The organism is Mycobacterium sp. E2462, assembly GCF_001672685.1.
Lineage (GTDB): Bacteria > Actinomycetota > Actinomycetes > Mycobacteriales > Mycobacteriaceae > Mycobacterium.
Window position 1 is genome coordinate 1 of record NZ_LZKC01000113.1, and the last position, 12,515, is coordinate 12,515.

The 12,515-nt window shown below is 71.0% G+C and carries 11 protein-coding genes and 2 pseudogenes; 5 read left to right on the top strand and 8 right to left on the bottom strand.

All coding sequences use genetic code 11. From position 1 onward, the window contains the following. The 3 genes from A5714_RS05450 to mca all read right to left on the bottom strand — a co-directional run. A partial coding sequence (locus A5714_RS05450; protein WP_068283518.1) for a thioredoxin domain-containing protein occupies nt 1-1,871 on the bottom strand: 1,871 nt, incomplete at its 3' end. Beyond that, on the bottom strand, nt 1,858-2,157 hold the full coding sequence (locus A5714_RS05455) for a hypothetical protein (RefSeq protein ID WP_068283521.1): 300 nt from the start codon (nt 2,155-2,157) through the stop codon (nt 1,858-1,860). The genes A5714_RS05450 and A5714_RS05455, both read right to left, overlap by 14 nt. Next, nucleotides 2,154-3,026: a mycothiol conjugate amidase Mca gene (gene mca / locus A5714_RS05460; RefSeq protein WP_068067367.1), complete on the bottom strand. Its 873-nt coding sequence runs from the start codon at nt 3,024-3,026 to the stop codon at nt 2,154-2,156. The genes A5714_RS05455 and mca overlap by 4 nt, the downstream gene beginning before the upstream one ends. 101 nt (nt 3,027-3,127) lie before the next feature. Between mca and A5714_RS05465 the strand changes: the two genes are divergently transcribed. Continuing rightward, nucleotides 3,128-3,568, top strand: a complete 441-nt coding sequence (locus tag A5714_RS05465; protein WP_068067369.1) for a DUF4307 domain-containing protein — start codon at nt 3,128-3,130, stop codon at nt 3,566-3,568. Nucleotides 3,569-3,783: 215 nt separating this feature from the next. Then, a complete protein-coding gene (gene greA / locus A5714_RS05470; protein ID WP_068067374.1) occupies nt 3,784-4,278 on the top strand; it encodes a transcription elongation factor GreA in 495 nt (164 codons plus the stop codon). A 12-nt stretch (nt 4,279-4,290) separates the two neighbouring features. On the opposite strand, the gene A5714_RS05475 is transcribed toward greA, so the two are convergent. The 4 genes and pseudogenes from A5714_RS05475 to A5714_RS05490 all read right to left on the bottom strand — a co-directional run bounded on the left by A5714_RS05475 (nt 4,291) and on the right by A5714_RS05490 (nt 8,603). After that, complete coding sequence (locus tag A5714_RS05475; protein WP_068283526.1) at nt 4,291-5,454, bottom strand: cystathionine gamma-synthase; 1,164 nt, start codon at nt 5,452-5,454, stop codon at nt 4,291-4,293. A 36-nt stretch (nt 5,455-5,490) separates the two neighbouring features. Then, nucleotides 5,491-6,054: pseudogene (locus tag A5714_RS05480) on the bottom strand (RDD family protein); the annotation flags it as partial. A 107-nt stretch (nt 6,055-6,161) separates the two neighbouring features. Beyond that, nucleotides 6,162-7,454, bottom strand: a pseudogene (locus A5714_RS05485) (cystathionine beta-synthase); the annotation flags it as partial. Nucleotides 7,455-7,511: 57 nt separating this feature from the next. Further along, nucleotides 7,512-8,603 (bottom strand): alpha/beta hydrolase, encoded by a 1,092-nt coding sequence (locus A5714_RS05490; RefSeq protein ID WP_068283529.1) that lies wholly within the window; start codon nt 8,601-8,603, stop codon nt 7,512-7,514. 243 nt (nt 8,604-8,846) lie between these two features. Here A5714_RS05490 and A5714_RS05495 point away from each other — a divergent pair, with 243 nt between their 5' ends. Together A5714_RS05495 and A5714_RS05500 are read left to right on the top strand one after the other, a co-directional pair. Continuing rightward, nucleotides 8,847-9,809 (top strand): SGNH/GDSL hydrolase family protein, encoded by a 963-nt coding sequence (locus A5714_RS05495; protein ID WP_156747179.1) that lies wholly within the window; start codon nt 8,847-8,849, stop codon nt 9,807-9,809. 80 nt (nt 9,810-9,889) lie between these two features. Beyond that, entirely contained in the window at nt 9,890-11,107 is a 1,218-nt protein-coding gene (locus A5714_RS05500; protein ID WP_068075566.1) for an acetyl-CoA C-acetyltransferase, read from the top strand. A 177-nt stretch (nt 11,108-11,284) separates the two neighbouring features. Here the strand turns inward: A5714_RS05500 and A5714_RS05505 are convergent, their stop codons facing one another. Beyond that, nucleotides 11,285-12,124: a Bax inhibitor-1/YccA family protein gene (locus A5714_RS05505; protein WP_068075563.1), complete on the bottom strand. Its 840-nt coding sequence runs from the start codon at nt 12,122-12,124 to the stop codon at nt 11,285-11,287. A 217-nt stretch (nt 12,125-12,341) separates the two neighbouring features. On the opposite strand from A5714_RS05505, the gene A5714_RS25135 reads away from it, so the two are divergent. After that, nucleotides 12,342-12,515: enoyl-CoA hydratase/isomerase family protein (locus A5714_RS25135; RefSeq protein ID WP_197513558.1), on the top strand; the 174-nt coding region annotated here is incomplete at its 3' end.

Sequence of the window (12,515 nt, forward strand, 5' to 3'; positions counted from 1 at the left end):
GGCCGAGGCCAGCGTGGCCCTCGACGATCCCGGGCTCGCCGGCGCGCGTCGAGCAGCAGCGCGGACCGCGCCGGGTCGCAGGCGACCGCCACCTGCAGCGGCCCGCGGACCGCCGCCTCGGCGACGGCCAGCCAGTGCCCGGCCGAGCGGGGCGCCCGGTCGAGCAGCAGCGAATGCGCGTCGAGCGCCTCGGTGGCCGCCCGCAGGTAGGGCTGCGCGCGATCGCCGTCGGCGAGGTGCGCCGCGGTCAGCAGCGCCTCGGCGATCAGCGAGGCTCCCGACGGGGTCGCCCCGTCCAGGGGGTCGGCGGGGCGCAGCACCAGTCGCTCGGCGTCGTCGGCGGTGTCGAACCAGCGGCCGGGCCGTTGCGGGTCGACGAAATGCCGCAGCGCGGTGTCCAGCAGGCCGGTCGCCGCGGTCAGCCAGGCCGGCTCGGCGTCGAGCTGGTGCAGCCCGAGCAGGCCGGTGGCCAGCGCGGCGTAATCCTCGAGGATGGCGGCGCTCTCACCGACCACGCCGCCCAGGCTGGCCCGCCGCAACCGGCCGTCGACGACGTGCAACCGCAGCACCGCCCGCGCGCAGTCGGCCGCGGCGTCGGCGAGCCCGGGATCGTCGAGGGCCACGCTGGCCTCGGCCAGCGCGGTGATCGCCAGCCCGTTCCAGGAGGTGACGACCTTGTCGTCGCGCCCGGGTTGGATCCGGGCGCGGCGGGCGGCCAGCAGCGCGCGGCGCACCCGCTCGAAACGCTCGGCGGGGTCGGGGTCGGCGGGAAGCTGCAGCACCGAGGCGCCGTGTTCGAAGGTGCCCGCGTCGGTGACCGCGAAAACGTCTGCCGCCCAACGCCCGTCTTCTTCGCCGAGCACCTCGGCGAGCTGCGCGGGCGTCCAGACGTAGGTGGAGCCCTCGCGGCCGTCGGCGTCGGCGTCCAGCGACGAGGTGAACATGCCGTCCGCGCGCAGGTCGTCGAGCAGGAAGCGGGCGGTGTGGGCGGCGACCCGGCGCGCCAACGGGTCGCCGGTTCGCCGCGCCCAGTGCGCGTAGGCGCGCAGCAGCAGCGCGTTGTCGTACAGCATCTTCTCGAAATGCGGCACCACCCAAGCGTTGTCGACGCTGTAGCGGGCGAAGCCGCCGCCGAGTTGGTCGTAGATGCCGCCGCGGGCCATGGCGGCGCCGGTGCGCTGCACGGCGGTCAGCGCCGCGGCCGAGCCGGTGCGTTCGTAGTGCCGCAGCAGCGCCTCGAGCAGCGCCGAGGGCGGGAACTTGGGTGCGCCCCCGAAGCCGCCACGCAGCACGTCCTGCTCGGCCAGCACCGCGGCCACCGCGTGGTCACACAGCGCCGGCTCGACGCCCGGCCCCCCGAGCGCACCGGCGGTGTTGCGCAGCTCCGCCGCGATGTGGTCGGAGGCCTGCTCCACCTCGCCGCGGCGTTCCCGCCACGTGGTCGCGACCGCGTCAAGGAGCTGCAGGAAGCCCTCTTTCGGGTAGTAGGTGCCGCAGAAGAAGGGCCGCCCGTCGGGAGTCAGGAAGCACGTCATCGGCCAGCCGCCGTGGCCGGTCAGCGCCACCGTGGCGTTCATGTAGACCGCGTCGATGTCCGGGCGTTCCTCGCGGTCGACCTTGACGCACACGAAGTCGGCGTTCATCGCGGCGGCGACCTCGTCGTCGGCAAACGATTCGTGCGCCATCACATGACACCAGTGGCAGGCGGCGTACCCGACGGACAGCAGGATCGGCACATCGCGCGCGGCGGCCTCGGCCAGCGCCTGCGGCGTCCACTGCTGCCAGTGCACCGGGTTGTCGGCGTGCTGGCGCAGGTACGGGCTGGTCGCCCGCCCGAGGGTGTTCGTCTCGGACCCCTCAGCCCGGCTCATCGCCGGGCCCCGCGGGTCGGGCCGGCCCGTCGGCGTGACGGGGCTCCTCGACCGCGTCGGTGCCCTCGTCGGCGGCCTGATCGGGTTCGGGGTGCACGGGATCGAACGACTCGGGCACCTTCTTGAGCTGCCGGTTCATCGAGCGCAGCAACAGCAGGGTGGCGATCAGCAGCACCACGACGACCACCAGGCCGACGGGGCTGGCCTTGCCGAAGTCCGGGCCGGTGTGCTGCGGGGCACCGTCGGCCTGCCAGCGCACCACGGCGCTCATCAGGGCCGCGTTCATGCGTCGCCCTCGATCCCGGCGAACAGGTCGTCTTCGGGCAGCCGGACCGGCACCCGCGAGCGCGCCAGCTCGAATTCCTCAGTGGGCCACAGCCGTTGCTGCCAGGCGATGGGGGCGGCGAAAAAGTCGTGGTACGGGTCGATCTGGGTGGCGTGGGCGCGCAGCGCGTCGTCGCGCTGGCTGAAGTATTCGGAGCACTCGACGCGGGTGGTGACCCGCGACTCGAACGGGTCGTGCGCGGCGTCCCAGTGCTCCAGCCACTTCTTGAACGGCGGTTCCTGCCCGTGCTTGATCGCCTCGTCGTGCAGCATCTGCATGCGGGCGCGCAAGAACCCGTGCACGTAGTACAGCTTGGCCACGTTCCACGGAGCGCCGGCGTCCGGGAACCGCCGGTAGTCGCCGGCGGCCTCGAACGCGCCGACCGAAACCTGGTGGCAGCGGATGTGATCGGGATGCGGGTAGCCGCCGGTCTCGTCGTAGGTCGTCATCACGTGCGGCCGGAACTCACGCACGACGCGCACCAGCGCCTCGACGGACTCCTCGAGCGGCACCAGCGCGAAGCAACCCTCGGGCAGCGGGGGTGGCGGGTCACCGGTGGGCAGGCCGGAGTCGACGAAACCCAGCCAGGTGTGCTCCACGCCGAGGATCTCGGCGGCCTTGGCCATCTCGTCGCGGCGGATCTCGGCGATGTGCCCGTGCACCTCGGGCAGGTCCATTGCCGGGTTGAGGATGTCGCCACGCTCGCCGCCGGTCAGCGTCACCACCAGCACCCGATGACCCTCGTCGGCGTAACGGGCCATGGTCGCCGCACCCTTGCTCGACTCGTCGTCGGGGTGGGCGTGCACCGCCATCAACCGCAGTTCGCTCACGTCTCCCCTTGCTCGTTGGTACGCGACCCTATAATTCCAGTTTTCACTTACCGGCATGCTGTCGGCCGGTGTCCGGCAGCCCAGAGTCCAGGCTGACGCGCGTGACCGAAACTCCCCTGCCGCGGCCGGAGGCCCGCTATGGCCGGGCCCGACTGTCTCGGGTACCCCGGCGGTGGGTGGTGCTCACCTTAGGCGCGCTGGTCCTGGTGGCCGGCGTCGCCATCGCGGTGCTCGGCTATCAACGGATCGGCACCAGCGACGTCACCGGTTCGCTGGCCGGCTATCGGGTGATCGACGACCACACCGCGTCGGTAACGATCAGCGTGACGCGATCCGACCCGGCGCGGCCGGTGGACTGCATCGTGCGCGTGCGGGCCCGCGACGGCAGCGAGACGGGCCGCCGCGAGCTGCTGGTTCCGCCTGCGCAGACGCCGACCGTGCAGGTGACGACGACGGTGACCTCGTCGCAGCCGCCGATGGTCGCCGACATCTACGGCTGCGGCACCGACGTGCCCGCCTACCTGCGCCCGCAAGCCGGTTGAGGGCGGCCTCCGGGGCGGGGCGAATGTGGACGAACAGCGAAAATGGAGTCATCGGTTGTTTCCGCGGTGGTAACATGGATGAATGCACGGTTCCGGTTGGGACCGTGTATTGCTGCATTAGAGGCCCGGGCACGGTGAGCGGCACGAGAACGCTCCCGGCGGGCGAATAGGGCTTACGCGGGCACGCGGAACGACAACACGAGGAGCACGACGCGATGACGGATACTTCGGTGACCTGGCTGACCCAGGAGTCACACGACCGGCTCAAGGCCGAGCTCGACCAGTTGATCGCGAACCGCCCGGTCATCGCCGCGGAGATCAATGACCGCCGCGAGGAGGGCGACCTGCGGGAGAACGGCGGCTACCACGCCGCCCGCGAGGAGCAGGGCCAGCAGGAGGCCCGCATCCGGCAGCTGCAGGACCTGCTCAACAACGCCAAGGTCGGCGAGGCGCCCAAGCAGTCCGGCATCGCGCTGCCGGGTTCGGTCGTCAAGGTCTACTACAACGGCGACAAGTCCGACACCGAGACCTTCCTGATCGCGACCCGCCAGGAGGGTGTCAAGGACGGCAAGCTCGAGGTGTACTCCCCGAACTCACCGCTCGGCGGTGCGCTGATCGACGCGAAAGAGGGCGAGACCCGCAGCTACACAGTGCCCAACGGCAGCACCGTCGAGGTCACGCTGGTCAGCGCCGAGCCGTACCACGACTGACGGTCGGCTGGCCTAGCCGAGGGCTTGGTCCAGGTCGGCCAGCAGGTCGGCCAGGTCTTCGATACCCACCGACAGCCGCACCAGGTCGTCGGGCACCTCCAACTGTGAGCCCGCCGTCGACGCGTGCGTCATGGCGCCGGGGTGCTCGATCAGCGACTCCACGCCGCCCAGCGATTCGGCGAGGATGAACACCTTGGTGTTGGCGCACAGGGCGAGGGCCGCCTGGCGGCCGCCGCGCATGCGGACCGAGACCATCCCCCCGAAGCCCGTCATCTGGCGGGCGGCGACGGCGTGGCCGGGGTGCCCGGGCAGGCCCGGGTAGAGCACCGCACCGACCGCCGGGTGCCCGGCCAGGAATTCGGCGACGGCCTGGGCGTTCTCGCTGTGGCGCTGCATGCGCAGCACCAGCGTCTTGAGGCCGCGCATGGTCAGGTAGGCGTCGAACGGGCCCGGCACCGCGCCGGCGCCGTTCTGCAGGAACGCGAACGCGTCGTCCAGGGCTTTGTCGTTGGTGATCAGCGCGCCGCCCACCACGTCGGAGTGACCGCCGATGTACTTGGTGGTCGAGTGCAGCACGATGTCGGCGCCGAGCCGCAGCGGCTGCTGCAGCGCCGGCGAGGCGAAAGTGTTGTCCACCAACACCTTCGCCGAGTTTCGCTGACCGAGCTCGGCCAGCGCCGCGATGTCGGCGATGGACAGCAACGGGTTGGTCGGCGTCTCCACCCAGATCAGCCGGGTCCGCGGCGTGATCGCGGCGCCGACGGCGTCCAGGTCGTGCAGCGGCACCGGGGTGTGCTCGACACCCCACTGCGTGAAGACCTTGTCGATGAGCCGGAAGGTGCCGCCGTAGGCGTCGTTGGGGATCACCACGTGGTCGCCCGGGCGCAGCAACGCGCGCAACGCGCAGTCCGACGCCGCCATCCCGGAGCCGAACGCGCGCGCGTAGGCGCCGTCTTCGACCGCGGCGAGCGCGGCTTCCAGCGCGGCGCGTGTCGGGTTACCGGTGCGCGCGTACTCGAACCCGCCGCGCAGCGCGCCGACACCGTCCTGGGCGAACGTGCTGCTGGCGTAGATCGGGGCGTTGACCGCCCCGGTCCCCGGGTCCGGCCGAAAGCCGGCGTGGATCGCCCTGGTCGCCAGGCCGGTGAAGTGGTGGCCCTCGGTGCGCTCGCTCATCGACGATCAGCCTAGGTGACCGTCCGCGGTCGGCGGCTAGCTCGGTCGCCCTTCGGGGGCCTCGACCGGCAGGCAGACGGTCGTCATGATCTTGTCGGCCAGCGTCTGCCGCTTGGAATCCCACAGCGGGAAAAGGAATCCGATGAAGCAGATGATCGCGTCGACGATGTGTGCCAGCGAGCGCACGACCGACAGCCCGAAGCCGACGGGCTGGCCGGTGACCTCGGAGACCACCTTGAATTTCAGCACCGATTTCCCGACGCTCGAGCCGGTGGTGCCCTGGCGGTAGCCGTAGTTCCAGATCAGATAGAACAGCCCCACGGCGGAGGCCAGCCACTGTGCGAGCAGGCCGATCGTGGAGTTCTGGGTGGCGCAGTACTGGTTGACCGCGTACTGCGTGACGTCGGTGACGCAGGCCGTCTGCTGGGTGGCGACGAGGATCGCGGTGCCGATGCCGTGCAGCACGACGTACGGGAGGATGTCGATCACGAACGCCAGCGCGCGGGTCAGCCACGGCGTGTAGTCGCCGGTCGGCAGCGTGCGGATGGCCGGTCCCGGCGGGGGCGCCGCTAGCCCGCAGCCGCTCGCCGGGGCCCGGGGCCTCAGGTACTGTAATGCGGCCAAGGTCGGCCGGACCCGCGCCCGACCCGCAGTGGAAGGTTGCCCATGACCGATCAACCGCCGCCCGGCGGCGCCTATCCGCCGCCCCCCTCGTCGTCCGCCGGCGGCGCCGACCAGTCACCGGCGCCGATCATCGGCAACGGCGGGCTCATGTGCTCGGACACGGCGTCGGCCAGCTTGGCCCGGCCCTCGAAGACGGCGGACAGCAGCTCGCGTTCGGAGACGCTGCCGGCCACCTCGCCGGCCATCACCGGCGGCTCGGCGCCGACCACCGGCATCTGCGAGACGCCGTATTCGCGCAGGATGCCGATGGCGTCGCGGACCGTCTCCGACGGGTGAGTGTGCACCAGGTCCGGCAGCTCCCCCGATTTGCGGCGCAGCACGTCGCCGACGGTGGCCTGATCGGTGGACCCGTCGAGGCGGCTGCGCAGGAAACCGTAGGACGACATCCAGGCGTCGTTGAAGATCTTCGCCATGTAGCCGCGGCCGCCGTCGGGCAGCAGCACGACCACTAGCGCGTCGGGCCCGGCCTCCTCGGCGACGCGCAGCGCGGCCACCACCGCCATGCCGCAGGAGCCGCCGACCAGCATGGCCTCCTCGCGGGCCAGGCGCCGGGTCATGTTGAAAGAGTCGGAGTCCGAGACCGCGATGATCTGGTCGGGGACGCTCGCGTCGTAGGCCTTGGGCCAAAAGTCCTCGCCGACGCCCTCCACCAGGTAGGGCCGGCCGGTGCCGCCGGAGTACACCGAGCCTTCGGGGTCGGCGCCGACCACGCGAACGGCCCCGTTGGACACCTCCTTGAGGTAGCGACCCGCCCCGCTGATGGTGCCGCCGGTGCCGATGCCGGCGACGAAGTGCGTGACCTTGCCGTCGGTGTCGGCCCAGATCTCGGGCCCGGTGGTCTCGTAGTGGCTGGCGGGGCCCTGCGGGTTGGCGTACTGGTCGGGCTTCCAGGCGCCGTCGATCTCGGTGACCAGCCGATCGGAGACGCTGTAGTAGCTGTCCGGGTGGGCGGGCGGCACCGCCGTCGGGCAGACGACCACCTCGGCGCCGTAGGCCAGCAGGACGTTGCGCTTGTCTTCCCCCACCTTGTCGGGGCAAACGAAGACGCACTTGTAGCCGCGCTGCTGGGCCACCAGCGCCAGGCCGACGCCGGTGTTGCCGGAGGTGGGCTCGACGATGGTCCCGCCGGGCTTGAGCTGCCCGCTGGCCTCGGCGGCGTCGATCATCTTCGCCGCGATCCGGTCCTTGGCGCTGCCGCCGGGGTTGAGGTACTCGATCTTGGCTGCCACGGTCCCGGCACCCGCGGGGACGACGGAGTTCAGGCGAACCAGCGGCGTCCCGCCGATGAGCTCACTGATGTGCTGGGCGATCCGCATGCGCATATCGTGTCAGGCGGTTTCGCGGAACGCACCACCGCTGCCGGGAACGCGACGCTAGCCGGTGGCCTCGCGGATGTATTCGCCGATCTGGCGCAACGATCGGACCGCTTCCGGGACCACCGGCGCGGCCAGCTGGAAGTCGTGGACCTGCCCGGGCCAGACCCGCACCTCGGCGGGGACGCCGACCGCCGCCAACTTGGCGGCCGCCAGCCGGGCGTCGTGCAGCAACACCTCGGAACCCGACACATGGATCAGCGTGCGCGGCAGCCCGGGCGCGATGTGCTCGAGCGGTTCGTAGACCTCCTCGGGCTTGCCGTCGACGACGTGTTTGGCCGCCGCGGCGGCGACCAGCTCACCGAGGGCGTCGAACGCCCGGGCGGAAAACATCGCGTCGGTCGCAATGTTGGGGTGCGACTGCTTGCACTCCTTCGCCAGCTGCAGCAGCGGCGAGATCGCCACCAAGGCCGCGGGCATGTCCGCCTCGCCGTGGGCCTCGGCCTGCAGGCGTTGGGCCAGCGCCAGCGCCAGGTAGCCGCCGGCGGAGTCGCCCGCCAGCACGATCTGCTCGGGCTGATACCCGCGGCGCCGCAACCACTGATAGGCGTCGTGGCAGTCGTCGAGGGCCATGCCGATCGAATGCTTGGGCAGCAGCCGGTAGTTGACCACCAGCACCGGGGAATCGGCGAACCTCGACAGCGCTTCGACCAGCCGGCCGTGCGAGTTGGCGCCGCAGGTCAGAAACGCGCCGCCGTGCAGGTAGAGCACCATGCGGCGGGTGCCGTCGGCGGGCAGCACGCCCGGGGCGCGCACCAGCTGCGCCGAGGCGTGCGGCAGCCTGATCGTCTCGCGGACGGTCGCCGACGCCGGCAGCACCACGCGGGCCGCCAGGTCGATGAGGCCCCACGGCCAGGGGAAGTTCGGCACGTGACTGCCGACCGACAGCACGGGCCGGATGGTCACCCGGGACGTCAGGCTGGCCACTCGCGCGGCGAGGCTGGGCCCCGATTCGAGGACCTCGACGGGCGCACCGTCGCTGATCGCGAACCGGCGCCGCCGATGCGCGTGGGCGGCTCTGCGGGCCGCGGCGGCGTCGTGGGGTCGAAGGGCGTTGCGGGGCGAACCCGGTACCTTGCTGGGTGCGGTCATGCTCAACACTTCCTACGCCTTTGTAGTGCGATACAGCATGTGACGGGGCAGCCAAGTGTCTGGTTCAGCCGTTTGCCGAGGCGCTCAGCCGACCCCGTGTTCTCAGCTTGCCAGGCGTTGCTTAGTGCAACGTAGGAATTCGCTGATTCGATACCACATCTGAGTCGCACCGTGACCGGATTGTTGACGAGCCGCCCCCGCAGACATCCGAGCGCCTCTAAACTGATTCGGGTGACCATCCGGGTGCCACGTGGATCGGCGATCGCCCTGGCCACCGCCGGTGCGCTCGCGTCGACCGGGACGGCCTACCTGGGCGCGCGGAGCCTGCTGGTCGGCCAGGCCAGCCACGCGCGCACCATCATCCCCAAGTCCTGGGACATTCCGCCCCGCGCCGACGGCGTCTACGTGCGCGGCGGCGGCCCGGTCGAGCGGTGGCGGCGCGGCATGGCCGTCGACCTGACGTTGATGATCTTCGGCGACTCGACCGCCACCGGGTACGGCTGCGAGAGCGCCGAGCAGGTGCCCGGCGTCCTCATCGCGCGGGGCCTCGCCGAGCAGACCGGCAAACGAATTCGGTTGAGCACCAAGGCAATCGTGGGCGCCACCTCGAAGGGCGTGTGCGGCCAGGTCGACGCGATGTTCGTGGCCGGGCCGCCGCCGGACGTGGTGGTGATCATGGTCGGGGCCAACGACGTGACCGCCCTCAACGGGGTCAGCCAGTCGGCGCAGCGGCTCGGCCTGACCGTCCGCAAGCTGCGCGCCCGCGGCGCGACCGTGGTCGTCGGCACCTGCCCCGACCTGGGCGTCATCAGCGCCATCCCCCAGCCCCTGCGGTCGCTGGCGCACGAGCGTTGCGCCCAGCTGGCCCGCGCGCAGGCCGCGGCCGTGCGGGTGGCCGGCGGGGTCGCGGTGCCGCTGGCGCAGCTGCTGGCCCCCCAGTTCCGGGCCACTCCCGACGCGATGTTCTCCGCCGACGGCTACCACCCCTCCCCGCCCGCGTACGCCCTGGCGGCCGACGCCCTGCTGATCGCCCTGTGCGACGCGCTGGGCGAGACGGTGCAGCGTCCGCCGCTGCGGCTGCCGCCGCAGGCGGCCACCCCGGTGCTCGGCCAGCGCCACACCCGCAGCAGCGTGATGTCGCGGTTGTGGCGGCGCCCCGCGGCGGGACCGGGCCCGTCCTCGTGCCCCGAAGCCGGCAGCGACTAGATTTGATCTGGCCCGTCGGCGTGGACCCCGCCCGACGGTGAAGCGAGCCAGCCCGTCTGTGGGATTCGAAGGGAACACTCATGCCTGAAGCCGTCATCGTCTCAACTGCTCGCTCGCCGATCGGCCGCGCGATGAAGGGGTCGCTGGTCAACATGCGCCCCGACGACCTGACCGTGCAGATCGTGCGCGCCGCGCTCGACAAGGTGCCCGAGCTGAACCCCCACCAGATCGACGACCTGATCCTGGGCTGCGGGCAGCCCGGCGGGGAATCCGGGTTCAACTTGGCCCGCGTCATCGCCGTCGAGCTGGGCTATGACTTCCTGCCCGGCACCACCGTCAACCGGTACTGCTCGTCGTCGCTGCAGACCTCGCGCATGGCCTTCCACGCGATCAAGGCCGGCGAGGGTGACGCGTTCATCTCGGCGGGCGTGGAGACGGTGTCCCGGTTCGCCAAGGGCAGCGCCGATTCGTGGCCGGACACCAAGAACGAGCTGTTCGACGAGGCGCAGGAGCGGTCGGCGGCCGCCGCGAACGGCGCCGACGAGTGGCACGACCCGCGCACCGACGGCAACCTGCCGGACGTCTACATCGCGATGGGCCAGACGGCGGAGAACGTCGCGCTGCTCACCGGCATCAGCCGCGAGGACCAGGACCACTGGGGCGTGCGCAGCCAGAACCGCGCCGAGGAGGCCATCAAGAGCGGCTTCTTCGAGCGGGAGATCACCCCGGTCTCGCTGCCCGACGGCACCACCGTGAGCACCGACGACGGCCCCCGCCCCGGGACCACGTACGAGAAGATCAGCGGCCTCAAGCCGGTGTTCCGGCCCAACGGCACCGTGACCGCCGGTAACGCCTGCCCGCTGAACGACGGCGCGGCCGCCCTGGTGATCACCAGCGACACCAAGGCCAAGGAACTCGGCCTCACGCCGCTCGCGCGGATCGTGTCGACCGGCGTGAGCGGCCTGTCGCCCGAGATCATGGGGTTGGGGCCGATCGAGGCGACGAAGAAGGCGCTGGCGCGCGCCGGCCTGTCGGTCAGCGACATCGATCTGTTCGAGATCAACGAGGCGTTCGCGGTGCAGGTGCTGGGCTCGGCCCGCGAGCTTGGCATCGACGAGGACAAGCTGAACGTCTCCGGCGGCGCGATCGCGCTGGGTCACCCGTTCGGCATGACCGGCGCCCGGATCGCGACGACGCTGCTGAACAATCTGCAGACCCACGACAAGACGTTCGGCCTGGAGACCATGTGCGTCGGCGGTGGCCAGGGCATGGCGATGGTGTTCGAGCGGCTCAGCTAGGCGGCTTGGCCGGGCGTGCGCGTCGGATAGTGCGTCGGCGTGCGGTGACGGCGGCGACACGCCGAGCACGCCCGCCGTCAGCGCACACCCGAAGCGCTACACCTCCAGCGCGTCAGCGCACACACGAAAAGACCGGCACGCCGCCTGGCGTGCCGGTCTTCTCGTCGGAGGAAAGAACTAGTCGTTCTGTAGGTAACTGAGCAGCCGCAGGATCTCGACGTACAGCCAGACCAGCGTCACGGTCAGGCCCAGGGCGATGCCCCACGCCGCCTTCTCCGGTGCGCCGGCGCGCACCATCTGGTCGGCGGCGTCGAAGTCGATCAGGAAGCTGAACGCCGCGATGGCGATGCAGACCAGCGAGAACAGGATGGCGACCGGGCCGCCGCTGCGCAGGCCCAAACCCGTTCCGCCGCCGACGCCGAACAGCGCCAGGACGAAGTTGCCGAGCATCAGGGCCAGCACGCCGAACATGGCGGCCACCATCATGCGGGTGAACTTGGGGGTGACCCGGATGGCGCCGGTCTTGTAGACGACCAGCATCCCGAAGAACACGCCGAAGGTGCCCATCACGGCTTCGCCGATCAGCACCCCGGCGTTCGCGTGCGACACCGAGAAGTTGGCGAAGACGAACGACAGCGCGCCGAGGAACAGGCCCTCGAGCACCGCGTAGCTCAGCACGATCGCCGGGCTGTCCTGCTTGCGGCCGAAGGTCGCCACCAGGACCAGGCCGAGGCCGCCGAGCGCGCCGATCATGGTCAGCGGCATCGCGAGGGCGAGGTTGGCCGTCACCAGGAAGTAGGAGACCACGGCGGAGGCCGCCAGCACGGCCAGCGTGATGCCGGTCTTGGTGACGACGTCGTCGATGGTCAGCGGACGGGAAGCCCTGGTCTCCTGGTACGGAGCGGCGTAGGGGTTGGTCTGATAGGCCTGGGCGGTCGCCGCGCCAGTGCCGAATTGCGCATATCCGCCCCGCTGCTTGGGCAGCGATCGGAATACCGGGTTGCTTGTCTCCCGCACCGTCGGATCCTCTCTTATTGGCTTCGAGCTGTGCGAACACCATGTCAACGATCAGCGGTCCGCTCCGGTTCCCGGCGCGGGCGGAGTTCTTTTGGCCTGCTCAGCGAACCCCGCCGTGGTCGTCGCGTTAAAGATAACCCTTACCCAAGGGCGTCGTCTCGGTCCGGACGATCTAGATTCTGTCCTCGAAGCGAGGTGCGGACGGACGGGAGGCGGCGTGGCCGAGGAGTCGGACGAGGTCTTGTTGCGCGTCGAGAAGAACGTCGGGCTGATCACGCTCAACCGCCCGAAGGCGATCAACTCGCTCAACGAGCCGATGGTGGCGGCGTTGTCCGACGCGCTCGGCCGCTGGGCCGGTGACGACGCCGTCAGCGCGGTCGTGCTGTCCGGC

Bases quoted from the DNA above. Each gene is read 5' to 3' on its own strand.
- A5714_RS05475 (WP_068283526.1), bottom strand. From the start codon at position 5,454: ATGAGCGAGCGCACCGAGGGCCACCACTTCACCGGCCTGGCGACCAGG.
- A5714_RS05490 (WP_068283529.1), bottom strand. From the start codon at position 8,603: ATGACCGCACCCAGCAAGGTACCGGGTTCGCCCCGCAACGCCCTTCGA.
- A5714_RS05455 (WP_068283521.1), bottom strand. From the start codon at position 2,157: ATGAACGCGGCCCTGATGAGCGCCGTGGTGCGCTGGCAGGCCGACGGT.
- A5714_RS05500 (WP_068075566.1), top strand. From the start codon at position 9,890: ATGCCTGAAGCCGTCATCGTCTCAACTGCTCGCTCGCCGATCGGCCGC.
- greA (WP_068067374.1), top strand. From the start codon at position 3,784: ATGACGGATACTTCGGTGACCTGGCTGACCCAGGAGTCACACGACCGG.